The following is a 26,144-nucleotide window of genomic DNA, read 5'->3' on the forward strand; positions in this document are numbered from 1 at the left end:
TGATTTCAACAAACCGCTTAATCTCACTGAAAAACATACCAGGTTTGACTTTTGGCGGGGATCGTAACTTTCAGCGTGAGTTTGGTGCCGTCCAGCGATTGACTCACAAAAGCGCCGTCCTGTCGGCTGACCGAAGCCCGATTTTTCAGGCCGGTATAATACAGATCGACGGTCAGCGTGCGCGTAATGGGCTCATCGAGTGGGTTATACACCATCAGCAGTCCTTTCTCCGGGCCGGTGGCATCGACGTGCAGGATGGCGTCGTAATCCCGCCCATCGGGTCGGCGCAGGTGAATGAGATCGGCATCCAGAATCGGGCGGTGTTTCTTGTAAAAACCGACCCATTTTTTCACTACTGCCTTCGTTTCCGGCGCGTCGTAAAGCTGTGGCCCCCGGTAACAGGCCTGTACACCCGCACCGAACAAATTCGCCATCCGCTGCTCGTAATGGGGCAAATGATCCTTCAATGGTTCAATGGTAGCGGCCGGTCCTCCCCCGTGGTATTCCACCAATGGCACAAACATCCAGCCCATCGACGGTGTTTTTTCCCACGTCCCGTCGTAGATATTCTGGCGTTCGATAATTTCCTGAAATTCACGCGGTAACGACCAGTTCGTTTCCCGATACCCCATCGCAATTTTGCTGCTCCCCGCCAGAAAATACCAGTCCGGTACGTTCAGGTAAATGCCCTTTTCGCGGCACCAGCGGTAAAAATCACGGATGCGGACAAACTGTTTCCACTGCGAATCTTCCAGACCCGCGTGGCCGGGATGCGTGGTCGAAGCACAGATGTCACCCGGATAGGAACCGTCGTGTTCCAGCAAATCCATGCCGGTTTCCTTGTAAAAGCGGTACAAATTCTCGAAATACCGCTGCCCCCAGCCACTTTCCAGACAGGGCGAATGGCCGAAGGTCGGCGTCATACCCGGTTTGGGCATCACAACATCGTTTTTCGCGTCAATCGACCGACTGGCCAGTAGCGAATAACCGCCGATTGCAACGCCTTTCGAAGCCGCGTAGTCTTTTAGGGCCTTCATTCGCTGCCGGTTTTGCCGGGTCGAATCTTCAATATTAAAACCGCTGCCAAACGTCAGGATCGCCATCTCAAAACCGGTTTCGGCGCATTGATCGACGGCTTTTTTGACGTCCGCATCCGCCGAACTGCGGATGTGCATGATGATCGGATTTTCGGTCACCCAGGGCGCAATGGTACGGTACATTTTTCGCTGCGCCAGTCCACGCCGTTCGCGATCCCCCGAGTCGTAGAGCAATTCCCACATTCGCATGCTTTCGAACGGCTGACCCCGCGCAATTTTCTGTCCAATGCCCTGACGTGGCTGGCAAACCAGCACCGAAGGCGTTTTCAGGTTGTAATTGACCTGGGTGCGGTAGCCCGGGTCTTCCTGCCATTCGATACAGGCATTTTCGGACGCATTCGGCGACATCGACTGGAACGCAAAGTCGCTCTGAGCAAAAATCGGCGGCAGTTCCCAGCGTTTTTTGCCTTCTACCGCGCTTTCCGCTTCAGTTACAGCCAGATGTTCGGTTTTGATCGTGTTGAGGACAAACCCTGCGCTCGAAGCGGTTTCGACCGTTACCCATTTGCTGAGCAGCGGCAGACCGTCGTACAGTTCATAATGGACTTTGACGACCAGATCGTTCAGAAAATCGAGGTCGGCACCCGGATTCTGCGGGCCTCCCAGCAGCGTCAGTTGCTCGATCCGGCACCGGCCCGTGGGTTTGGAAGAGGGTTGTTCCGACACACCGCCCTTCTGATCAGTTTTGCCGATTCGGATGCCGTTCGGAACCGAAGTCAGATCGATTGTACGCAGCGGTTTGTAGCCAATTCCATCTTCGGAAACGGATACAAGCAGTTTACCCAACGTCCGTTCGAGTCGCAAATACCAGGATTTGGCCGGATCGAAGCCCTCGAAAAACTCGCCGGTATCGCCGTTTTGCAACCCAAACTGCTGGTTTCCGGGCGAGAGGTAGAACTTGATCGGTGATCGGTCTGGGAAAGTCAGCGCAACGCCCGGCCCGTAATACACGCTCTGATCGGTTCCCGAATTGAGTTTACAAAGAATGACGGCGGTTTTTTCGGGCAGCGGCCGTTCGGCAAACAAGGTGCTGTTGGCCGGAACCTGAATCTCGCCCGGTTTTCCCTCATTCCGGAACGAAGCCGACTGATTCCCGGGTGACGCCACAACCTTCCAATCGGGCGATAAACTGTTGAACGGATCGTCCACTAGTTTCATGCGCCGATCGTCGGAAGTCAGGCGGTTGTGGTTGTTCCGAATCATTTCGTCCGTCGTTCCGTACGTAAATGTCACTTCCAGCCCTTTCGGCGGCCAGTCCGCTTTCTGCGTCGACCAGGCCGTCCGGCGGTTCCATTCCATCCGTTTTTTGATCGGCGAAACTTCGTAATTCTTCAGTTTCAGGCTGTACGGATCGGCTTTCATGGTTTTGATCCAGCCCGCCAGCAGGTAATTCTGAATGGGCTGGCCGGTCAAACCGCCCACTTTGATCTCGTGTCCGTTGATCCAGAGAACCGCTTCGGGCGAAACCGATCGCAGCAGGGCTTCGCCTGTCGTCAGGTTGTCCAACCCCACCGTCGCTCCGGTTGGATCGACGGAAAACGAACGGGTAATCAAGCCGTTGCTCAACGCCAGAAAACCTTCCTTTGTCCGATAAACCGCCGACTTCTGAGCGGTTTTCGCAATCAGCCAGTCGGTTTTACTACGAAGGGTTTCATTGGAATAGGCGGGAAGATGTGCGACCGTCTGAGCCGCGGCCGCCAGACCGATTCCCCACAGAATGGCAATGGAATAAATTCGTCGAACGGATGACTGCATCATGGCACTCAACAGGATAGGGATTGATTCTGGCAGAACCAGATATGCCGGAAAGAAGCGAAATAATCACGGTTTCTCCTGCCAGAACCCGCATTTTTATTTCTTTTTTCACGGATTCAACGGCGGACGCAATCAACCCAAACACCGGTAACGGTTTCAAGAATTCCTTTTTGGAAAAAATCGGAGACACTATTTGGCTAGTTTTCTACACAACCACCCCTACCCCTCCATCTATATTTACCAGCAGGAACCCGGGCGATCATTCCAGTCGGTTCTTCGTTTAAATCTCATTTACACCGTGATTTTTTTGGGTATCGCAAGTTGCAGAAAAATTCGTTGGCTGATTTGCCTCCTGATCGTTGCTTCAGGAAACCTTTCTCCGTCGGTTGCCCAGAAAGCGGCTGATTTAACCGACGAGCAGGTTCAGCAGTTTATTCGACAGGCCAAAGCCAGTGGACTTTCCGAGGCTCAGATCGAGCAAATGGCGTTGTCGCGGGGATTTACCCCATCCGACATTACCAACATGCGTCAGCGGATTTCGGAACTCAACCCAACGAAACAACCGGAACCCGTTCGGGACCAGGCGGGCAGCCGTTCGCAATCGACCGATTCACCGGTTCCGCCCCCCCAGCAACCAAAGGCAGAAACTACTTCCGCTGTTTTTGGCGCATCGTTATTTTCCAACGCCAACCTGACATTTGAACCCAATCTGCGGATTCCGACCCCGAAAAACTACCAGCTCGGCCCCGACGATGAACTGGTTGTTGATGTATACGGTAATGCGCAACAGACGTATCGCACTAAAATCAATCCGGAAGGCAGCATTCGGCTGGAAAATCTCAGCCCGATTTATGTCAACGGGTTAACGGTAGAACAGGCCGAACAGCGCATCGTTGGTCGGCTACGGCAATTGTATACGGGATTAAACTCGCCCAGCAGCGGTGTTTACGCTCAGGTTTCCCTTGGTAACATCCGTAGTATCAAAGTAACACTCATCGGTCAGGTGGTTAAACCGGGCACCTACACGCTCTCGTCGTTAGGAACGGTTTTTAATGCATTATATGCCGCTGGTGGCCCCGACCCCAGCCGGGGTTCGTTCCGCGACATCCGGGTCTACCGTGCCAACCGCCAAATACGAACCCTTGATATTTACGATTTTCTGCTGGGTGCCGATCAGAAAGATAACATCCGTTTGCAGGATCAGGACATTGTTTTTGTCAATCATTACGAGACACGGGTCGAACTGAATGGCGAAGTAAAACAACCCGGCCAGTACGAAGTCAAAAAAGGTGAATTATTGAAAACCGTACTGGCGTTTGCCGGTGGTTTTACGGATCGGGCCTATACTGCTTCGCTGACGTTACGCCGAAACACCGCCAAGGAACTGGAAATTGGAACGATTCAGGCAACTGATCTCGGCACCTTTGTGCCCCAGAAAGGGGATCAGTACGTCGTCAGCAGCATTACCGGCCGGTTCAGCAACCGGGTGATGATCAACGGTGCGGTTTTTCGTCCCGGCACGTATGCCCTGCAAAACAGCCCAACCTTACGTCAACTCATCACGACTGCGGAAGGGTTGCGGGAGGATGCATTTCTGAATCGCGGGACGATTCGCCGACTGCGTGAAAACCTTGATCCGGAATTGATTTCCGTCGATTTAGGCAAACTGATGCGGGGCGAAATCAGCGATATCCCGTTACAGCGCGAAGACAACGTTACGATTCTGGCCTATGGTGATCTGCGTGAAAAACGCACCGTCAGTCTTCAGGGAGCCGTCAATAAACCGGGTCAGTTTGATTACGCCGACAGCATGAGTGTTGCCAATCTGATTGTGCTGGCGGGCGGTTTTACGGAAGGAGCGACGGGCTCACGGATTGAAATCGCCCGCCGTCTCCGGAACGATACCACCGGATTGCCGGACAACCAGAATATCCGGATCATTCAGTTTGACCTGGACGAACGACTCCGGTTAACCGAAGCCGACGCCCGATTCCATCTTCAGCCCTTCGACGAGGTTTTTGTTCGGACCTCGCCCCGCTACGAACCGCAGAAAATGGTAACGATAACGGGGGAAGTGAAGTACCCCGGCCGGTACGCCATTCGGGACAAATCCGAACGGATTTCCGAACTCATCAGCCGGGCGGGTGGGCTCCAATCCAGCGCGTTTTTAAAAGCGACCCGCTTTATTCGGAAGGGAGAACTCATTTCCATCGATATCCACCAGATATTGCAAAAACCGACCGATAGCGGTAATCTGCTGCTGCTGGCCGGTGATTCGATCACGATTCCCCGAAAAGTCGAACTGGTGCGCATCCAGGGCGAAGTTTTGAATCCATCGACAGTTGACTACAACGAGACCAAATCCTTCCGTTCCTACATCGATGAAGCAGGCGGTTTTACGTCAAAAGCACAGCGTAAGAAATCGTACGTTCGGTATGCCAACGGGCAAATCCGACGCACCAAACAATTCCTCTTTTTCCGCTCTTACCCCTCGCCCGATCCGGGCATGGAAGTGATCATTCCGGCGAAGGCCAGGCGCGAAGACAGCAAACTGTCGCCCGCCGAACGGGTGGCAGTCATGACCGGAATCACGTCATTGGCGGCTGTCGTCCTAACGGTTATCCGACTATTCTGATGAAAGAGCAACAGGCAACGATATCGACCGCGAACCACGTGATGACTCAACCCGTTCAGGAAAGTTACTGGCTGGGTTTGTCGCCGGGGCGAATTGGCAGTCTGATCTGGCAAAACCGGTTCCGGGTATTCATTATAACGGCTTTTTTTGCGATTGCAGGCGTTATTGTTTCCCTGTTAACAAAACCGGAGTTTGTCTCCGAAGCCCGTATTATGCCCGAAATTAGCCAGGGTTCCGGCGATGTGCTTCAGAAATTGGCTTCCGTAGCCGGGTTTGCGGGTCTGGAATTTGGGGAAACCAACGGCATTGATGCCGTACGTCCGGACCTGTACCCCAACGTCTTGCAAAGCACGCCCTTCATCCTGTCGCTGCTGGATCAAAAAGTGCCGACCAGGGACGGAAACCGAGTCAGTGTTACCAGTTTGTTGTTGCAAAACGACTCCTGGTTTGGCAAAAAATGGTTCTCGTCCGAAAAGAAAACCGAATCCCTGCGGCCCAACGCTAATCCCCAAACCATCCGGCTCACCCAGGAACAACAGGATTTGCTGGAAGATATTCAACAACGGGTTTCGGCCAAAATGGATACCCGTTCGGGCATCATTACGGTTTCGGCCCGAATGCCCGACCCAACGGCGGTGGCCGCCGTCACCCAGGTTGCCCTGGATTATCTGACCCGGTATGTGACGACATACCGGACCGAAAAAGTCCGGCGCGACCTGTTATTTTATACCAATCGGTTGAAAGAAGCCAAACAGCGGTTTGAAGCCGCACAGTATAAAATGTTTCAGTATGGCGACCAGCACAAATACATGGTGGTGCAGGCCGCCACGATGGAAAAGCAGCGAATTGAAGCTGAATTGACCATTTCGCAGGTCGTTTACACGGAATTATCCAAGCAATTTGAACAGGCAAAAATCAAGGTTCAGGAACAGACCCCGGTTTTTAAGGTGCTCGATCCGGCCAAAGTTCCCTTGAAACGCTCATCGCCCCGACGTACGGTAATGGTTCTTACTTACACCTTGCTGGGCTTTGTTGCCGGGAGTATTTATAGTGTGCTGGTGGGGCTCAATGCGTTTGGACGTTTGCGCGGAAACCGTCCGTCCAACTGATCAACCGATGCGATGAGGAATTGTGAAAGCGAGTTAATTTAACTAAACCTGAAGCGGATGTTTCGCCGTATTTTACAGTCCATTGCGGCAAGTGTGCTGGGGCAGGCGGGTCAGATTCTGATTCAACTGATCAGTGTGCCCTTATTGATCCAGTACTGGGGATTGGATTATTACGGTGAGTGGCTGCTACTCTTTACCATTCCGTCTTACCTGAGTCTGAGTGATGCCGGACTGGCCTCGGCCTTGTCCAACGAATTGCTGATGAATATTAGCCGGAAAGAGCATGCCAAAGCGGCCCAACTACTCGGTTATGGAATGACCGCAATCATTGGCTTCGGTGTCATCGTCTCGGTCGTTTTAGCCCTTGGATTACACCTATCCGATTTCACTACCTGGCTCAAAATCAAGTACATCAATGAATCCGATGCCTGGCTGACCTTATTATTGCTGATGCTGTATGTGATGCTGGCGCTTCAGCAGGAGCTTCTCAGTGCGGTTCCACGAGCCGAAGGAGACAATGCCGGTGGGCGGATCTGGATTACCACCACTCGCCTGATCGAATTTGGCGTTGTTATCCTGATGGTGAGTCAAGGCCGAAAAGCCGAAACGGTTGCGCTTACCTACGCAATCGTGCGGGGAATGAGCTGGCTGGGGATGTTTTTGTATTACCGTCGGCATTATCACTGGGTTAGTCAGGTACGTATCGGTTTATTCCCAATCGCCAGCATTCGGCACCTGCTGGGGCCATCGCTGGCTTTTTTTGGTTTTGCCTTCGCCAATTCGCTCGTTCTACAGGGGAGCACGCTGCTCATTGGGGCCTTTATGACCCCGACCTACGTCGTCATTTACACGACGCTCCGGACACTTTGCAACTTTATTCGGCAAATCATTAACGTGCTGACTTCCGCCATCTGGCCGGAATTAACCCGGGCGCTGGTCGATCATGATTTTTCCAAAGCGATTCTACTCCACCGACGAGTTTGCCAAATCGCCTTCTGGTCGGCATTTCTGTTTCTGATTGCCATGGAAATCACCGGCGGCACCATCCTTTCCGTCTGGACGAAAGGCACCATTCAACCGGTTCAGCCGGTTTTCACCGTGCTCCTGCTGACGGCATTACCGTATAGCCTGTGGAATACCAGTGCCACAACGGCCATTTCCATTAACCGCCATCAATCCATTGCTTTTGCATTCGTCATGAGCAGTTTAGGAGCGCTGGCTGCGGCCATCTGGCTCATTCCGCGCTACGGATTGGCGGGTATGGCCATCGGGTTATTGCTGGGTGATTTTTTTATGGTAGTCCGGGTATTTCAGAACAGTCTCAGTATTCTGCTGGAAGAACGCATCGGGAAGTTCCTGCCCGCCATCATCATGGATTTTGCATGGTTAAGCCAATTACGAAAATGAATCAAATCCGCCAATCCGTAACTGCTCATGCCGGCGCCCGGGATCAGTACCAACTGAGTCTGGCGTTGCACGAAGCGGATTGGCTCGACCGCCTGGTCACGGAATTGTATGTTCCTGACTGGCTGTACCAAACGGCGCCATCCTACGCCAGAAAGCGGTATTGCCAGGGCTTACCGGCGTCCAAAATAAATCATTCTTTACCGGCTTTCTGGAAAACCGCCTGTGCTCACGCCTTCCATCGGGATTATAATTCATCGATTGATCAGGAAATCAGTCTTACGGCCTTGCGGACAGCGGAAAAAACCGGAAGTAACCTGTTCCTGTACAGCTATTACGCGTTTCAGGCGTTTCAGCAAGCCGAAAAGCTTGGTATTCCGCACCGAATCCTGTTCCAGTTGCACCCGCATCCGTCGTCGGTCCGTTCCATTCTTGCGCAGGAAATGGATCGCCTGCCGTTCGCCAGCCAATCGATTCGGGATGAAGTGGAGTTTTCGCTGGCCGACAGCCGGTTGGACGGCCTGATTGCCGAACCCCAGCTCGCTACTTTTTGCCTGACAGCCAGCCAATTTACCCGTAAAACACTGATTGAGAATGGCGTACCAGCCAGTCGCATAAAAGTGGTTCCTTACGGCGTCGATACAACGGCTTTTCCCCAACGAAAGAAAGCGCCGTCAACTACCCCATTTCGGATCATTTTCGTCGGACGCATGAACCAGCGGAAAGGGCTGGCCGACCTGCTGCAAGCCGTCCGTCTGTTGAAAAGCCGGTCGATAGAAGTAGTCCTGTGCGGACGCGGATACATTGACCAACCTATCATCAATGAATACAAGGATCTGACAATCACTTTGCACAAAGGAATCGGTACGGAGCAACTGGTTCGGGAATTGCACCGAAGTCACGTCTTTGTTTTGCCTTCCCTGGCTGAAGGTTTTGCGCACGTCGTTCTGGAAGCGATGGCAACCGGTTTACCGGTTATTACGACCGAAAACACCTGCGGGCCGGACGTAATCACGGAGGGTAAACACGGTTATCTGGTTCCCATCCGAAACCCGGAACGACTGGCCGCGGTATTGGATGCTGCTATGGCTGAGCCTAAAGTCTGGTATGAAATGGGGCGCCAGGCCGCCATCCAGGCACGGACGTATACATGGGAGCGTTTCAGGCAGGGAATCCGGGAGGTTTATCAGGAAATCGTGAAATCAAATTAGGTCAATAATGACGAAAATCCGGCTCAGTTTCTACACAAATATACCGACGCCCTATCAACAGGATTTTTTTAAAGCGTTGTCGGTCTATTTTGAATTAACGGTTATTTATTACGCAAAATCCGAGTCGGATAGACAATGGAATATCTCAAATGAAAACCGCCCGTATCAGGTTCATTACTTATCGGATACGTTAGTCGCCAAATGGATTCAGAAACGAATTAAAGACTATCACTTTAGCTGGTCGATTATTCGACAGTTAATCACCGACCGCTCAGATTATATCATCATTAGCGGGGCTTACTGGATACCAAATACGGTTTTAGGTTTATTTATTTTACGGATTCGAGGAAAAAGACTTGCTTTTTTTGGGGAACGATTATCGTCTTCTACATCAAATTTTAAAAACGCGCTAAAACGATTTTTTTTACTACCGATCAAATGGAATTGCCAGCGGCTGATTGTGGGAGGAAACGAAGCCGTTACTACTTATCACTATTACGGAATTAACTTTCCATCCTCAGTCATTCCATATAATATAGATATTTCACGATTTGATAAACAAAATTTAGATCGAGCCAAAATTAGTAAATTAAGTGAAACGTATAAATCAAGCGGTCAACCCATCCTGTTATCTTCCGGTTCACTAATTTCCAGAAAAAACATGAATGTCCTTATTAAATCAATAAAAAATAGTCATATATCCGTTCATCTATTAATTATCGGCGAGGGCCAGGATCGAAAAAACCTGGAACAATTAATTGAAAATGACCCCCGAATTAAGTTGATCGGTTTCGTTCAGGCAGAAGACTTACCGTATTACTATAATCTGGCCGATGTATTTGTATTTGCCTCAAAATACGACGGGTGGGGCGTTGTTATTAACGAAGCTATAGCGGCCGGTTTACCGGTTATCTGTAGTGATCAGGTTGGTGCAGCCCGCGAATGGATTATTGATGGCGTTAATGGTTTTATATGCCCGGCAAACGGCGTAACGGAGTTCCAACTAGCGATTGAAAGCCTGATCAATTACCCGGATTTAATTAAAAAGCAGTCTCGTTATAATCTGGATTTCCGGAATAAAACCAGCTCCGATTATTACGCAAAAATGCTGAGTGATGTCGTTACCTATGACTTAAACGTATGATTTGGCTCTACATAACAATCAATCTGATTACACTGATTAGTGCGTTCCAGTATGTCCGACGCATCGGTCCCCGGCAGGTTATTCCTTTCGTGATCTGTTTAGCATTATTAGCTGTCTATTGCCTTTTCACACCTACTTACTTTTATATGGTAGGGAGAGAAACCTCCATGGGCGACGACGGTTTATATCAATTTACGGGCAAGCGAATAACCGATTATTATGAAAAGGGAATGTTTTTTTACATGGTAGCAAACATGCTGTTTGTTTTCGGATTTGTTTGGAAACGCTATCCTTTCGGCAATTCCAGCTTCTGTATTGATCAAAAAAACATTTCTTATTTACAAAAATATGTACTACTACTGTACGCATTTTTTTTTAGTATCGTCGTGGCAGACATTGCGATTAGTGGGATTAATCCATTGAATATTTTACTGGGAAGTTCAGACGAAAATTTATTCGGACATCAAAGCATAACCAATTCATATTATTTCCGAAACTGCGCCGATTGCATCATTACAACCATTATTCTATTTGCTTATCTAAAAGGCAATAAATACAAAGTAGGCCTATTAACCCTATTGGCTTTTGTTCTGTTTGCCATCATGGGGTTTAGATATCGAATTATTCTGACAATACTAGGACTTATTCTGGTTTATAGTCTTGACAAAAACACCGTAATTTCTAATAACCGGGTCATCTACGTTGGGTTAATCTTAACTTACTTCATCTTCTTCATTACCTACAATCGCTGGAATTTTATTCATGGGCGGTTTTCTGAATTATCCTATAATCCCGTAGAATTTGAATACGGTATGTTTTTTGAGCAAACCCGGGCCGGACTGGCCGATTTTAATCTGATCCGTTATTACGAAGAGAATCCGGAAATACAGCACGATTATGGCCTGACCATGTTTGGCTATGTAATTATTAAAGCCTTACCGAAATTTCTTTTCCCCAATGGTGAAAAACCGTATCCGCCACCAGCGCTAACCATTCTGGATAATTCCCTGGAATTACCCCGGCAGTGGGCCCGAACGGGAGAAGCAACGCTACATTATGGTTCTTTTTATGGCGCGTTTGGCTGGTTTGGATTTGTATTGATGCCGTTTTTAATGGGCTTCTGGCTGCGGTTTGTTGTCAGCCGGAATCCTGTGACAACGCCACTTGGTTTTTTGAAACAGGTGGTTTTCTCACTGGCGATTTTTCAATTTGTCACCCGCGGCTACTTCCCACAATTTGTGGATCATTTCGTGTATATCTCGCTTCCGGTATGGCTGTTAAGCGGATTGATTAAACGATCGACTATCCTCCAACCTGATCATGAAATTACTCATTAATGCGTTCAATCTGGCGTCGGCCGGGGGGCTTAACGTGGCCCTGAATTTTTTAAAAAACATCCAGCATTTAAAAAGTGAAACCGATCACATCCACGTCGTCGCTCCGAAGGACTGCGGGTATGAAACCATCGAAACCCATAGTCTTACGTTCCATTATTTACCCAAAGCCCTGAACCCCTGGATCACCCGGCCTTACATGGATGTGATCTGGTACCCGCGACTCTTGAAGCAGATAGATCCCGATATTATTTTTACGATGGGCAATTTTCCTTCTCCGGTTTCGCACAAGCAGGTCGTTTTGCTGCATCTGCCGCACCTGGCTTATCCCGAAGATCGGGCGCTCTGGAAACAGGTGGGGCTGGAAATTATTTTCAAAATTAAACTGCGCAACTGGGTTTTTAAACGGCGGCTCGGTCACGTGGAAACCCTGCTCGTGCAGACCAATACGATGCAGGAACGGCTGCTCCGGGTTTATCCGCAACTTCCTTCGGTTCAGCTTTTTCCGAATGCCTACACGCTGTTAAACAGTCACACAACGTATGAATTACCCGTTAAAAAAGAGAGCGGTTTGACATACCTGATGTGTTTGTCGCGCTATTATCCGCACAAAAATCTGGAGATTCTCGTTGAAGTGGCCCGGATTATGAAGGCCCGAAAACTTCCCTATCGAATTTTCCTGACCATCGAAGCCTGGCAACACCGCCGGGCGAAGCAACTCCTGGATCAAATTGCCGATGCATCGCTGCAAGACATGCTGATTCCGATTGGAAACGTACCCGCCGATTGCGTCGCTTCCCTGTATCAACAGGTTGACGGCCTTATTCTGCCAACCTTGCTGGAATCGTTTACCGCTACCTACGTCGACGCCATGCACTTTGGCGTTTCTATTTTTACGTCCCAGCGGGATTTTGCGGAAGAGGTTTGTGGAGAAACCGCCTTTTATTTCGATCCGCTTTCGGCCACAAACATTGTCGACACCATCCACGCCGGCTATGGAAACGAAACCCTCCGCCAACGTAAAATAACTGCCGGACGTATGCGCTCGACTACCTTACCCGATTGGCCGGAAGTCAGCCGGAGCTGCTGGCAATTGCTGGTGTCGCTGGCCGAACAGGCCGAATCGGAAGTTCCTAACTAAAACCGCCGTTGCTCATGAACCGGATCAAAACCGTATGGCCATTTCGCCTTTTTCCTGCGCTAATCGCAACTCTTTGGGTCTGCGCCTGTCAGACTACGACCGAACCACTGGCCACGGGGTATGATTATCAGCCATTGGAAAAAGGAAACTACTGGATTTATGACGTCACGGAGCAGCAATTTTCGCTCAACGGTAGTTCGACGACCAAGACCTACCAGTTGCGCGAAACGATTACGGGTACCGTTGCGGACCCGGCAACCGGTGATCCTACAGGCGGAATCCTGTACCGCATCGAGCGATACCGCCGGTTGAATGACAGCCAGGATTGGGTGCCCGACTCGGTGAGCAGCTTCCGGATTGCGAACAGTCAGTTGATAAAAAATGAAAACAACCGCTCCTTTGTCAAGCTGGTTTTCCCGGTTGTCGATCGGTTTGAGTGGAACGGAAACGCCTTTAACTCGGCGGGCGAAGACCTGTATCAGGTTAAAAACACCGGCATACCCTATCGGGTTCTGAATCAAACTTTTCCCGAAACGGCCACCATTTTTCAGCAAAATGATTCGACGCTGGTTTCGCAGGACAAACGGCTGGAAGTCTACGCCCGGCAGGTTGGCTTGATTTATAAAGAGAAAGTACAACTTCAATTTTGCTCCTCCACTCCGGCCTGCGTGGGAAAAGCGCAGATCGATTACGGAATCCGGCAATACATCCGGTTGCGCTCGTACGGAAAATAGCGGTGTTATGCCTTCATTTTGCTATTAAGACGTGCATAATGGACGGTTTTCTACATTGTGGCTCCCGGCTGCTGTCGATATTTGGTACAGGTTCGGCCTAATGAATCGGCACCATGAATGCGAAACAACAAGTTCACGATTTCTGGAACGAAGCTTCCTGCGGTGAAGACTTATATCTGAAGGGCGAAACGCTCCGGCAAAAATACTACCAGCAGGCCAAAGACCGGTATGTCCTGGAACCGTATATCCGCGAATTCGCGGATTTTCCGTCCTACACCAACCGACAGGTGCTGGAAATTGGGGTGGGATTGGGCGCCGATCACCAGAAATTTGCCGAAGCCCGCGCCAACTTACACGGCTGCGATCTGACCGAACGCGCCATCGACCACACCCGCGAACGCCTGGCCCTGTTCAGCCTTCGTTCGGATTTGCGCGTGGCCGATGCCGAAAATCTGCCTTACGAAACCGGTACGTTCGATCTGGTGTATTCGTGGGGTGTCATTCACCACAGCCCGGATACGCCCCGCGTCGCGAACGAGATCTTTCGGGTGTTGAAACCGGGTGGGCGGGCCAACGTGATGATCTACCACAAACACAGTTGGGTTGGCTATTTGCTCTGGCTGCGGTACGGTCTGGCAAAAGGCAAACCCAATACGAGTCTGGCAACCATTTATGCCAATTACCTGGAAAGTCCGGGCACGAAAGCCTACAGCAAAGTCGAAGCGAAGCAGTTGTTTGCCTCGTTTAGCCAGGTTTCCATTCAAACCGTTCTGACCCACGCCGATTTGCTGTCATCACAGGCTGGTCAGCGCCACCGAAGCTGGCTGCTGACAGTGAGCCGCTGGCTATATCCCCGCTGGCTGATCAGGCTTTTTTTTCCGGAACACGGGTTATACATGATGATTTCGGCGATTAAATAAAGTGCGCCAGCCAGCTTCTGATTCAGGGTTCTTGACTCAACGTACATCGACTGAAATTAGCACAATGATAAATGAGTTACCAACCATGAATAGTAAAACCATCTCTTTTTTAACATGTGTGGCATAGCGGGCATTGTAGGCTCCACCATCCCACCATCGGTCGATCTCCGATCGACCATTCGCCACCGTGGACCCGATGGAGAGGGCCTTTTTAACGCTCCGGGAATCCAGCTGGCCCAAACGCGTCTGGCCATTCTGGATCTGACGCCCAACGGTAAACAGCCCATGCAAACCGCCGATGGCCGGTATGTCATCATTTTTAACGGCGAAATCTACAACCACCTTACGTTGCGTGCAGCCCTCACGAATCAGTATATTTTTCGTTCTACGTCGGATACGGAAACATTGCTGTACGGTTTTGCTACGTATGGCACGGCGGTTTTCCGAAAGTTGAACGGGATTTTTGCCTGTGCCATTTTCGACACGCTCACGCGTCAACTGGTGCTGGCCCGCGATCAGTTTGGGGTAAAACCGCTCTACTATTACCACGAAGACGGACTGTTCCTGTTCAGTTCGGAGCTAAAAACGATTGCCGGCTATCCGTGTATCGACAAAAGCATTGATTATTCCGCACTCGTCAATTACCTGCATTTCCTGTATTCGCCGGGTATGCAGACGCCTTTTCAGCACGTCAATAAGTTGCTGCCGGGGCACTATATTCAGCTGTCGGTCGACGAGCCCACCTCCTTTGCAGTCAAGCGGTATTACGATCTTCCCTTTCGGGGCATGTATTCGGAACAGTCGGAATCGCAATTGCTCGAGGAACTGGACGAACGGCTTTTTACGGCGGTGAAACGCCAGTTGCAGTCCGACGTTCCGCTGGCTTTTTTTCTCTCGGGTGGTTTGGATTCCAGCCTGGTCATGGCATTGGCCAAACGGGCGCATCCCAATGAGCGGCTGACCGGTTACACCATTCGAACGGCATTTCAGAACGGGAAATTTGAAGGGTTTGAGAACGATTTGCCGTATGCCCGGCAAGTGGCCACCCACCTGAACGTCGATCTGGTGGAAGTGGATGCCGACGCGGACATCATTCGGGATTTCGACCGCATGATCTACCACCTCGACGAACCACAGGCCGATACCGCACCCTTTAACGTGCTGAATATCTGCCGACAGGCTCGCCAGAACGGGCATACCGTTTTGTTGGGCGGGACGGCGGGCGACGACGTTTTTTCGGGTTACCGGCGTCATCAGGCGCTGACGATGGAACCGTATCTGAACCGGATTCCGCCCGTGGTGGGTCGGTTGCTGAACCGCACCGTTAGTCTCGGAACCAACGGAACTCCGCTGCTTCGGCGGCTTCGGAAATTGACCGCGGGAATGGGGCAACCGCAGCAGGAACGAATGGCCGATTATTTTGCCCGACTTCCCATTGCGACCAACCACAATCTGTTTGAAAGTACCATCGGCAAAACGCTGCACGATTACCAGCCCAGCCACCAGCTGTTGACGGCGCTCGAACGCATTCCGGACGAAAAAAACCTGCTCAACCAGCTACTATTCTGGGAGTTGTCGTATTTTTTACCGGATCACAACCTCAATTACACGGATAAAATGAGCATGGCCGTTGGCGTCGAAACCCGCGTGCCGTTTCTGGATACCGAGCTGGTTGAGTTCAGTACCAAACTTCCGCCGTCGCTCAAGATGCGGGGCCGAACCACAAAATACCTGCTGCGAAAACTGGCAGAGCGGTATTTACCCCATTCGGTTATTTACCGCCCCAAAACCGGTTTTGGAACGCCCTTGCGCGACTGGCTCCGGACAGGTCAGTTAGACGGTATGCTCAAAGGATACCTTTCCGATGAAAGCCTGCGGCAGCGGGGCATTTTCGACCCGGTGGCCGTGCATCAGTTAATTCGGGACAATAAAAATGGGAAAATTGATGCAACCTACTCGATCTGGGGATTGATGGCGATCGAATCGTGGTTCCGGCAATTCGTAGATCCCGGCCACCGTAACCTATGAAACAACTGATTTTACATCTTAAAACCGGCCATACGCTGCTGGAAGACGTCCCCGCCCCCCAGGTTCGGCGCGGCCAGGTGCTCATTCAAACCCGCCGGACGCTGGTTTCGCTCGGAACCGAACGCATGCTGGTGGAATTTAGTCGCGGCAGTCTCATTTCGAAAGCGCGTCAGCAGCCCGACCGGGTGAAGCAGGTCCTGGAGAAAATCCGTACCGATGGCCTGATTCCAACCCTGGAGACGGTTTTTAACAAACTGGATCAACCCCTACCCCTGGGGTATTGCAACGTTGGCGAGGTCGTGGGCGTGGGCGAAGGCGTTACCGACCTGGCGGTTGGCGACCGGGTGGCTTCGAACGGCCACCATGCCGAAGTCGTTTGTGTGCCCCGAAATCTGGTGGCGCGGGTGCCCGATGGCGTCAGTGACGACGAAGCGGTTTTTACCGTCATTGGGTCCATCGGTTTGCAGGGCGTCCGGTTGCTGAATCCAACACTGGGCGAAACCGTCGTTGTGATTGGTTTGGGACTGATCGGCCTGCTCACGGCGGACCTGCTCCGGCTGAATGGCTGTCGGGTAATTGGCCTGGACGTCGACGAAAAGAAGCTGGAACTGGCCCGCTCCCGAGGCATTATTGCGCTGAATCCAACGGCCGGAACCGATCCGGTAAAAGCCGTGCTGGCACTGACGCAGGGCATTGGTACGGACGGTGTTGTCATTACGGCTTCGAGCAAAAGCGACGAACTGATTTCGCAGGCGGCCCGCATGAGTCGCAAGCGCGGACGGATCGTGCTGGTGGGCGTCATCGGCCTGAACCTGAGCCGGGCCGAGTTTTACGAAAAAGAACTGACCTTTCAGGTGTCCTGTTCCTACGGCCCCGGTCGCTACGATGAAATGTATGAGCAGCAAGGTTCCGATTATCCGCTGCCGTTTGTTCGCTGGACCCAAAACCGGAATTTTCAGACCATTCTGCAACTGCTGGAAACCGGTCAACTCAATGTGAAGTCATTGATTACGGAAGTGGTACCGCTGCAGCAATTCGATCAAATCTACAACGGAATTTCTCATTCCGCTTCCATTGCGTCGCTGCTGCGTTATCCCGAAGAATTGAACCTGAAACCGGTCATTCCGATCCGTGAAGGCCGGTATGAAGGTCGGGGAGCAACCGTCGTTGGCCTGATCGGTGCCGGAAATTTCACCAGCGCTGTTCTGCTGCCCGCCCTGAAAGAAACCGGTGCAAAACTGAAAACCATCGCCAGCGCCAACGGATTAAACGGCACCTTATTAGCCAAAAAATATGGCATTGATGCCAGTACGACCGATTACCGGGAAGTATTGAACGATCCTGAAATCAATCTGGTGGTAATCACCACCCGCCACCAGCAACACGCCCGAATGACCCGCGAAGCTTTGCTGGCGGGCAAACACGTTTTTGTTGAAAAACCGCTGGCCATTTTCGAAGACGAACTGGACCAGCTGGTCGAAGTCCAGCAGAAATCTGATCAGACGGTTTTGGTGGGTTTCAACCGGCGGTTTTCGCCCCATGTGCAGAAAATGAAGGGATTGCTGGGCGGCCCAGCTTCCGGCGATGTTCCGATGAACGTCATTGCGACGATGAACGCGGGTCACATTCCGGCCAACTCCTGGGTGCACGACCGCTCCGTGGGCGGTGGCCGGATTCCGGGCGAAGCCTGTCATTACGTCGATCTCATTTCGTTCCTGACGGGGAGCCGGGTTGTGGCGGTTTGCATGAATGCAATGGGTCGGCAACCGAACGAAACCACCGATTCGGCGTCTCTCCTGCTGCGCTACGAAAACGGTTCGACGGGCGTTATTAACTACTTCGCCAACGGCAGCAAAGCCTACGCCAAAGAGCGTTTCGAGGTGTATTCGCAGGAACGAACGCTGGTTTTGGACAATTTCAGGGAATTAAGAGGATACGGTTTTAAGGGATTTTCCAGTTTATCGACCCGGCAGGATAAGGGCCATAAAGCTCAGTTTCAACGCCTGGTTGAGCAGGTGGAAACGGGCGGGGAGCCGCTGATTCCGTTCGAAAACCTGGTCAATACGACCCGCACGCTACTGGCGGCTTTGCAGAGTTTAAAAACGAAACGATGGGTCGACGTTCCGGCAGGCATGACCGTTGCCGAATCGGCCGAACACTCCCACAGCCTATGAGAAACTGGCGGCTATATTGGCACACGGTGCGGCACCTGAGAAGACAACAACTTGTTTATCAGGTGATCAATCGGTTGCGTTCAAAACCGTCGGTAACCATCGACCGCTTACCGGTAACCACCCATTTGCTGAAATTTCCCGTACCCGATAAACCGCAAAGCCTGAACGAACGGACCTTCACATTCCTGAATCAGTCGGTAACCTTCCCGACCGATGTGGACTGGAATTACACTAAAAACGGCAAATTGTGGCAATACAACCTCAATTACTTCGACTTTCTGAATCAGGCTGATCTGGCGGGTGCGACGGGCCTCGATCTCATCCGGCAGTTTATCGGCCATACGCCCCGGTTGAATGGCGGACTGGAGCCTTATCCCACTTCGCTTCGCATCATCAACTGGATCCGGTTTTTATCGACTCACCAGCTTCAGCAACCCACCGTCGATGCTCATCTTTGGGCGCAGGTACGATTGCTGGAGCAGCGGCTCGAATACCATCTTTTGGGCAACCATTTACTGGAGAATGGGTTCGCCTTGTTGATTGGCTCGCTTTATTTTCAGGATCGGGAGCTTTATCAAAAAGCAATCCAGCTGGTTAAGGCAGAACTAACAGAACAGTTGCATCAGGATGGCGGGCATTACGAACACAGCCCGATGTACCACCAGATTCTGCTGGATCGGTTGCTGGACGTCGGTCATGTTCTCCGGAACGATACCTGGCACCGCGATTCGGACGCCGACGGTTTTCTGTCCCATCAAGCTGAGCGGATGCTAAGCTGGCTAGCCGCAGTCACCTTTGCCAATGGCAATATTCCCCTGATGAACGATGCGGCCGAAGGGGTTGCTCCCACGACCACCCAGCTTATTCGCAAGGCTCAACTACTGGGAATCGAACCGAAAGCAAGCCATTTATCAGACAGTGGTTTTCGCCGGCTCAGTACCCCAACGTACGAAATGCTGGCGAATGTCGGAATGATTGGACCCGATCACCAGCCCGGACACGCCCACGCCGATACCTTTAGTTTCGAACTTTACGTAAACCGCCAGCCGGTGCTCATCGACGCGGGTACTTCCACCTACGAAGCCAGCCCGCGCCGACAATGGGAACGGAGCACGGCGGCCCACAATACCGTCCAGATTGACGAAACCGATTCGTCGGAAGTCTGGGGTGGTTTTCGGGTAGGACGCCGGGCGCGCGTAACCCTGCTGGAAGATTTACCTACTCAGTTAGGCGCCCAACACAACGGCTACCAACACCTTGGAATACAGCACAAACGGCAATGGATTTCGGCAGACAAGACACTGGCAATTGTTGATTCCATTAGTGGCCCTCAAATCGCCACGGCCCGGTTTTACCTGGCTCCGGGGATTTATCCGCTGGCGTTCAACGGAAACCAGATGCAGTTTTTATGGGGAAAAATGGAATGGCAAAATGCCTTATCGATCCATCAGAAAACCGTGCAGGTTGCCCGGCAGTTTAACCGGCTCCTGCCAGCGCTGATGATCGAAGTTCAATTCAGGAAAACAGTACGGACAATCATTACCTGTGCAGAATGAAAATAGTTTATTTTTATCAGTATTTCTCCACTCCAAAAGGTGCCTGGGGCACCCGGGTTTACGATTTTGCCAGACAATGGACTGAACAAGGTCACTCGGTCACGGTCGTCACCAGCATCTACGCAAAGTCGGATCTCAAAGCCACTCGCTGGACCGAAGAACAGAACATCGACGGCATTCGGGTCAAAATCCTAAACCTCCGGATCGACAACAAGCAATCCACCCTCCGGCGTATCTGGACGTTTCTGGTATTTGCAGTCTGGTCGAGCTGGTACGCCCTGACGTTGCCCGCCGACGTCGTGGTAGCTTCTTCCGGTCCCATCACCGTGGGTATTCCGGGGTTGATTGCGCGGTATTTGCGGGGTCGAAAACTGGTTTTTGAAGCCCGCGATCTGTGGCCCGACACGGCCATTCTGATGGGTGCACTACCCCACAAAACGGCGCAGAGGCTGGCCTACTGGTTTGAACGGCAGTGTTACCGGGCCGCCCATCTCATCGTTGCCCTATCGCCGGGTATTCAGCAAAATATTGCGCGCCGATACGGTTTTCAGCACAGTATTTCCGTTCCCAATGCCACCAATCTGGCGCTGTTCGGCACCCCCGTTCCGAATGTTCGAATGCCGGAAGAATTGTCTGACAAAAAAGTCGTTATTTACACCGGAAACATCGGAGCGGTCAACAATTCGAATCTGCTTTTCGAAACAGCAAAAGCCCTTCGTCACCGAACCGACATCGTGATTGTGCTCATTGGCGACGGTCAGTTAAAGCAGGAATTGGTAGCCCGACAACAAAAAGATGCGCTCCCAAACTTCAGGATTTACGATTTGATGCCCAAAAATGAACTGGTTGCCTACGTACAGCAAGCCTGGCTGGCGATCGTGCCGCTGATGCGTGCGCCGTTACTGGATACGTCTTCGCCGAATAAGCTGATGGAAGCCCTGGCCGCCGGTTTGCCCGTGATTCAGACGACGGACGGATGGATAAAATCCTTCCTGGAAGAACACCAATGCGGTTTTACATTCAGTTCGGATGATCCGGCAGCTTTGGCAAATCTCCTGAGCCAGTTGGCCGACGATCCGACCTGGCGACCCGCCATGAGCGCACGGGCGTCGGCGGTGGCCCGACGGATATTCGACAAAAATCAACTGGCGACTACGTACTTAAAAGCATTAACCGATGTCTTCCAATCGAAACAAGCACCTGCCGACGGCCTTGCTGACCGGTCCCAATGGATTTCTGGGTAAGTACCTGGCGACGGGTCTGCGGGAGGCCGGTTATCAGGTGCTGGGTATGGGCAGAACGGCGGGTGATCTGGTTTGTGATCTCGCTACCGAGCAGCCCGATCTGTCCGGTAAATCGATTCGGCTGGTCGTGCATTCAGCCGGAAAAGCCCACACCATTCCACAAACCGAAGCAGAGTCGCAGGCTTTTTTTCAGGTCAATCAGGGAGGAACCGATCGATTGCTTCAGGCTCTTGACAAGGCTGGGATCGTACCCGATGCCTTTGTTTTGATCAGCACGGTGGCCGTATACGGATGCGAAACCGGCGAATCCATTACCGAAGATGCCCCGCTGAATGGTCAGACGCCCTACGCCGAAAGCAAGCGTCTGGCGGAAGATTTGGTCGTCAACTGGTGCCACAAACAGGGTGTTCGCTGTGCGGTTTTACGATTACCTTTGATCGTTGGTAATCAGGCGCCGGGTAATTTGGGAACGTTGACACGGGCCATCCGACGCGGCCGGTACGTTCACATCGGCAACGGAACAGCCCGGCGGAGCATGGTGCGGGCCGACGACGTAGCCCGAATTATCCCGAAAGCCGCCCGGATTGGCGGAATTTACAACCTGACGGATGGCGTTCATCCAACCGTCCGTGAATTGGCCGAAGCCATTGCGCAGCGAACCGCTCAACGACCGATCCCGACGATTCCGATCGGGTTAGCCCGTTTTCTGGCCCGAGTGGGTGACGGAATCGGTTGGCTGCTGGGCCGGCGGTTTCCGTTCGACTCGGTGTCATTGACCAAAATAACCGGTTCGCTGACATTTTCCGACCAGCGGGCCCGACAACAATTAGACTGGCGCCCGCGGTCAGTTGGTTCTTTTTTTGCTTCTGATCAGGCATTACCAGCCGGTGATCGGGAGGACAACGTCAGTTCCGTTTCCGTATCAGTTTCATGAATCAAAAGCGACAACGGATTTTACACATCAGCACGGCTCACCCCCCCTACGATCCGCGCATTATGTACAAATATTTGCCCGTTTTAGCCGATGAATATGATGTTTATTGCGCCATTCCGAACGCCGATCCGAACGTTTCGCCGAAGGTTCACTTCATCAAACTTCCTTATTATAAGCACGTTATCCTGCGGTTTTTCATTACCTGCCCATTGATTGTCTGGAAAACCGTCCGGCTTCGTCCGGATCTGATCCACATTTATTCGGCCGAATTTCTGCCTTATGCGTACATCTACCGAATGCTGGGAGCTGCGGTCATTTACGAAGTTCAGGAAAATCTCTACAAAAAAATTCACCTCAAACGTCACAACCGCGGCTGGCTGCTGAAACGGGCGTTCCAGTTTTTCGATCAGAAGGCCCGCCGGGATTTCTCTCTGATTTTTACCGAACACGGCTACCTGACCACGTATACCGATCTGGCAAAACCGTACGCCATCATTTACAACTACCCCCTCCTGCCCTTTTTGGACTCGTTTCGGCGGACATACCGGCGAGCGTCTGATCCGATCGATTTTTTTTACATCGGCTGGCTGAGTTTCGAGCGGTCGATCGTCACGCTGCTGGAAGGAATGGCGTTGCTTAAATCCACGCATCCGAATTTTAAAGTCCATTTATTCGGCCATTGCTCCTTTACCAGTCAGGATCTGGAAGCCCTTCCGGCTTATCAGCTGGTGAAAGACAACCTGATTTTTTACGGTTACACCGATCAGGCCAAAGCGTTTGCGAAGGCGGCAAAATCAGTGGCCGGACTGGCGTTGCTGAAACCGGTTGGGGATTATCCGGAGTCGTATACGACCAAAATGTTCGAATACATGGTGCTGGGTTTGCCGGTTATTACGTCCAATTTTCCACTTTACCGGGCAGTTGTCGAGGAAAACCGCTGCGGTTTCTGCATCGATCCGACGGATCCGGTGGCCCTAGTCGAAAGCCTGCGGTTTTTGATCGACCATCCGACCGAAGCGGAACAGATGGGAAAACGCGGCCGAAAAGCCGCCGAAACAACTTATAACTGGTCAAGTGAACAACCTAAACTCTTGAATCTCTACAAGTTATCACTTTCTCCGAACAATTATGAATTGGACCCTGTACGCTAGCGTCACCGCCTTCCTTTTCGGGGCCGAAATGTTATATCTTCGGTTGGCCACCCATTTCAACATTGTCGACACCCCCAACCACCGCAGTGCACACAGCCGACTGACGGTTCGGGGGGGCGGCATTGTCTTCTGGCTGGCGGCTTTCCTTGCCTTTGTCGTCAGCGATTTTGCTACGCCCTATTTTTTTGCGGGCCTGACCCTGGTGGCGCTGGTGAGTTTCGTCGACGATGTGCAATCCATTTCCAATCGGCTGCGGTTTCTGGTGCAACTGGTGAGTGTCGGTTTATTGCTGCACGAAACGGGGCTCTGGCAGGAAACCGGCTGGTGGATGATTCCGGGTCTGGTGGTGGCCTGTGGCGTTCTGAATGCCTACAACTTCATGGATGGCATCAACGGCATTACGGTTTTTTACAGCCTGATAACTATTGCCACACTGCTGATTATCAACCAGTTTATAGCGTTCTTCGCTGATCCGCTTTTGCTTCATTTCTCACTTGCGGGCCTGCTGGTCTTTGCTTTTTTCAACGCCCGGCGGAAAGCCTTGTGCTTCGCGGGGGATGTGGGCAGCGTGTCGATGGCGTTTATCGTGATTTTTCTGCTAACCAGCCTCATGCAGAAAAGCGGCCAGTTGGTCTATATTTTACTATTGGCGGTTTACGGCATCGACAGTGTGATTACCATCCTCTACCGGTTGTGGCTGGGCGAAAATATTTTCCGTCCCCACAAATCACACCTGTTTCAATTGCTGGTTCACCAGCTAAAATGGTCCCATTTGCGGGTAGCGGGCTTGTATGCGGTGGCCCAGGCCCTTATCAATGTGTATGCTGTCTGGTTGAGCCATCGCGAAGGGCAAATTCAATTCTGGGGAAGCCTGATCCTGTTAACGGTTTTGACGTGGCTCTATTGCCTGCTCAAAAACCGCTTGCTCTGGCCCAAAACTAGCGATCCCAAAACCGGTCAGCGCCGGGCAACATCCCAGGTTTTACGCAAACTAATCTGAAAACCGGTACTTGCGGGCAGCAGATTTCCCTGATCCGTCGCGACGGAAGCCATCGCACGAAAACCGTGCCCGAAAGCTGGAAAACCGAGGGTGAGAACCGATGAAAACTGCCGGACGCTGTTCGGAAACGGAAAACCGTACGTACCCAGATTCTGGCTCATCGAACATTTCAGCAAAAAAGTATACGTTTCGTGCCAGCTACCGGAAACCGCCAGATGAAAAACCTTCACCCGATTATTATTGGTAAAGAAGTAACGTTCAAAGGTTTGCGAGCGGGGCAGTTCCGGACGCGTATCGTTGGTGGGCGTAATGAACGGTGTGCCAATGGTACGGCCTAGATACGACCAGCCATCCCGGTATTGCGAATGGTTAAAGTAATTATCCGCCCCCCGGTCCTGATCACGATCTCCGAAAATGGCTCCTCCCTGGCTCAAGGTGTATAGAAACTCCGTTACAATCCGTTCGATGTGGAAACGCCGGGTCGCCGGGCGCTGATTCAGGTACCGGATGCCATTTAGCCCATCGGCAATATTGCTGAGGTAATACAACGACCCATCGTCGTAAATGCTTTGTCGGTAAAAGAACAGCGAAAAGTCCTTACGGGTGATTTCAAAACCGATGTCGACTGTGCCGAGGTGGTTACCAACGCGATTTCCGCGATCGCCTTTGCTGTAAATTGTCGTATCAATGTTGTCGCCCAGCGCGGCCAGTGAGGTGCCAAATATGGCGTTGACGTAGTTGCCCAAACCGGTTGGAAACCGCCCGTTTTTGATCTGGTTTTCGTTGGAAATAAGGTCACTCCGACCGGCCCACTGTACCTGATGGCTCATTCCCGCATAGAATTTGATAGGCCAGCCGGGTTTGCCCAATCGCCCGTACAGGGCTTTTTGGTGAAGATACGAATGCGTAACCGCTCCCTGATTGCCAAACCAGCCGTGGGCGAACAAGCCGCGAAACGCGAGAACACCTTTGGTAAAGCCAATCGGCGTGTAGTCTGCCATTGAAATCTGAATTTTTGGAATCGGCATCGCGTTTCCCGACCAGATGTATGGCCCGGTTCCGATCGTGGAATCGGCCAGCCCGATCACCTCCCGCCGTCGGCCCACCTGCAACTCCAATCCCCGAATGCGGCCTTTCAAGTAAGCTTCCGGAATCAAAACCGCCGACTTCCGTCCCCCGTTTCCGACCACTTCCAGCCCATAGCCCCAACCCGCCAGCTTCCGTCTGTTTTTAACCAGATCGGCTGGTTTTGTCTTGTCCCGGAGGTAATTGGCCGAGATGCCACCCCGGAGCGATCCAAATGGGGATGCGACCGGAATGATTCCGTACTGATTGGTTCGTAACCAGAAGGGTGTCCGGTCCGACGTACTGGCTGAAAGAACGGATTCCGCAAAAATGCGCACTTCCCGTTTTTCCAGATCGGGAACGACCAGTTCGGCAACTGTTGCGCGGGCGGAAGAATCCAACTCCTGGCTTTGCGCATTTGCCGGAAAACAACCAGCCGCTAACCCGATGATTATCAACAGGAAAGAGATTTGGGATGTGCTGATGCGGTCCGTCATGGGTCGTGGAA

18 protein-coding genes are annotated in these 26,144 nt (G+C 51.8%); 16 read left to right on the forward strand and 2 right to left on the reverse strand.

Features of this window, described 5'->3' with window-relative positions; all coding sequences use genetic code 11:
* Positions 1 to 23 precede the first annotated feature (23 nt).
* Positions 24 to 2,855: a hypothetical protein gene (locus EHT25_RS22070; RefSeq protein WP_229311735.1), complete on the reverse strand. Its 2,832-nt coding sequence runs from the start codon at positions 2,853 to 2,855 to the stop codon at positions 24 to 26.
* A gap of 295 nt (positions 2,856 to 3,150) precedes the next feature.
* On the opposite strand from EHT25_RS22070, the gene EHT25_RS22075 reads away from it, so the two are divergent.
* The 16 genes from EHT25_RS22075 (at position 3,151) to EHT25_RS22150 (ending at position 24,571) form a co-directional block, all read left to right on the forward strand.
* Positions 3,151 to 5,487, forward strand: coding sequence for an SLBB domain-containing protein (locus EHT25_RS22075; protein WP_374756169.1), 2,337 nt, complete (start codon positions 3,151 to 3,153; stop codon positions 5,485 to 5,487).
* Entirely contained in the window at positions 5,487 to 6,596 is a 1,110-nt protein-coding gene (locus EHT25_RS22080) for a Wzz/FepE/Etk N-terminal domain-containing protein (protein WP_229311739.1), read from the forward strand. Before EHT25_RS22075 ends, EHT25_RS22080 begins: the two co-directional genes overlap by 1 nt.
* 57 nt (positions 6,597 to 6,653) lie before the next feature.
* Positions 6,654 to 8,003 (forward strand): lipopolysaccharide biosynthesis protein, encoded by a 1,350-nt coding sequence (locus tag EHT25_RS22085; protein WP_124877342.1) that lies wholly within the window; start codon positions 6,654 to 6,656, stop codon positions 8,001 to 8,003.
* Positions 8,000 to 9,211 (forward strand): glycosyltransferase family 4 protein, encoded by a 1,212-nt coding sequence (locus EHT25_RS22090; protein ID WP_185731449.1) that lies wholly within the window; start codon positions 8,000 to 8,002, stop codon positions 9,209 to 9,211. The genes EHT25_RS22085 and EHT25_RS22090 overlap by 4 nt, the downstream gene beginning before the upstream one ends.
* A 7-nt stretch (positions 9,212 to 9,218) precedes the next feature.
* On the forward strand, positions 9,219 to 10,355 hold the full coding sequence (locus tag EHT25_RS22095; protein WP_124877344.1) for a glycosyltransferase family 4 protein: 1,137 nt from the start codon (positions 9,219 to 9,221) through the stop codon (positions 10,353 to 10,355).
* A complete protein-coding gene (locus tag EHT25_RS22100; RefSeq protein WP_124877345.1) occupies positions 10,352 to 11,692 on the forward strand; it encodes a hypothetical protein in 1,341 nt (446 codons plus the stop codon). Before EHT25_RS22095 ends, EHT25_RS22100 begins: the two co-directional genes overlap by 4 nt.
* Positions 11,676 to 12,830 carry a glycosyltransferase gene (locus tag EHT25_RS22105; protein ID WP_124877346.1) on the forward strand — a complete coding sequence of 385 codons (1,155 nt, stop codon included), beginning with the start codon at positions 11,676 to 11,678 and terminating at the stop codon, positions 12,828 to 12,830. Before EHT25_RS22100 ends, EHT25_RS22105 begins: the two co-directional genes overlap by 17 nt.
* A 14-nt stretch (positions 12,831 to 12,844) precedes the next feature.
* Positions 12,845 to 13,564, forward strand: a complete 720-nt coding sequence (locus tag EHT25_RS22110) for a hypothetical protein (protein ID WP_229311740.1) — start codon at positions 12,845 to 12,847, stop codon at positions 13,562 to 13,564.
* A gap of 113 nt (positions 13,565 to 13,677) precedes the next feature.
* Entirely contained in the window at positions 13,678 to 14,484 is an 807-nt protein-coding gene (locus EHT25_RS22115) for a class I SAM-dependent methyltransferase (protein ID WP_124877347.1), read from the forward strand.
* A 114-nt stretch (positions 14,485 to 14,598) separates the two neighbouring features.
* Positions 14,599 to 16,512, forward strand: a complete 1,914-nt coding sequence (gene asnB, locus EHT25_RS22120; RefSeq protein ID WP_124877348.1) for an asparagine synthase (glutamine-hydrolyzing) — start codon at positions 14,599 to 14,601, stop codon at positions 16,510 to 16,512.
* Entirely contained in the window at positions 16,509 to 18,686 is a 2,178-nt protein-coding gene (locus tag EHT25_RS22125) for a bi-domain-containing oxidoreductase (protein ID WP_124877349.1), read from the forward strand. The genes asnB and EHT25_RS22125 overlap by 4 nt, the downstream gene beginning before the upstream one ends.
* Entirely contained in the window at positions 18,683 to 20,242 is a 1,560-nt protein-coding gene (locus EHT25_RS22130) for a heparinase II/III family protein (RefSeq protein WP_124877350.1), read from the forward strand. The genes EHT25_RS22125 and EHT25_RS22130 overlap by 4 nt, the downstream gene beginning before the upstream one ends.
* Positions 20,239 to 21,486 (forward strand): glycosyltransferase family 4 protein, encoded by a 1,248-nt coding sequence (locus EHT25_RS22135; RefSeq protein WP_124877351.1) that lies wholly within the window; start codon positions 20,239 to 20,241, stop codon positions 21,484 to 21,486. Before EHT25_RS22130 ends, EHT25_RS22135 begins: the two co-directional genes overlap by 4 nt.
* Entirely contained in the window at positions 21,419 to 22,420 is a 1,002-nt protein-coding gene (locus EHT25_RS22140) for an NAD-dependent epimerase/dehydratase family protein (protein ID WP_124877352.1), read from the forward strand. The genes EHT25_RS22135 and EHT25_RS22140 overlap by 68 nt, the downstream gene beginning before the upstream one ends.
* Positions 22,417 to 23,571 (forward strand): glycosyltransferase, encoded by a 1,155-nt coding sequence (locus tag EHT25_RS22145; protein ID WP_124877353.1) that lies wholly within the window; start codon positions 22,417 to 22,419, stop codon positions 23,569 to 23,571. The genes EHT25_RS22140 and EHT25_RS22145 overlap by 4 nt, the downstream gene beginning before the upstream one ends.
* Positions 23,549 to 24,571, forward strand: coding sequence for an MraY family glycosyltransferase (locus tag EHT25_RS22150; protein WP_124877354.1), 1,023 nt, complete (start codon positions 23,549 to 23,551; stop codon positions 24,569 to 24,571). The genes EHT25_RS22145 and EHT25_RS22150 overlap by 23 nt, the downstream gene beginning before the upstream one ends.
* On the opposite strand, the gene EHT25_RS22155 is transcribed toward EHT25_RS22150, so the two are convergent.
* Entirely contained in the window at positions 24,529 to 26,133 is a 1,605-nt protein-coding gene (locus EHT25_RS22155) for a capsule assembly Wzi family protein (RefSeq protein ID WP_124877355.1), read from the reverse strand. The two genes, EHT25_RS22150 and EHT25_RS22155, sit on opposite strands and share 43 nt — an antisense overlap.
* Between the last annotated feature and the right edge of the window lie 11 nt (positions 26,134 to 26,144).

The organism is Larkinella rosea (assembly GCF_003858635.1).
GTDB classification, from domain to species: domain Bacteria; phylum Bacteroidota; class Bacteroidia; order Cytophagales; family Spirosomataceae; genus Larkinella; species Larkinella rosea.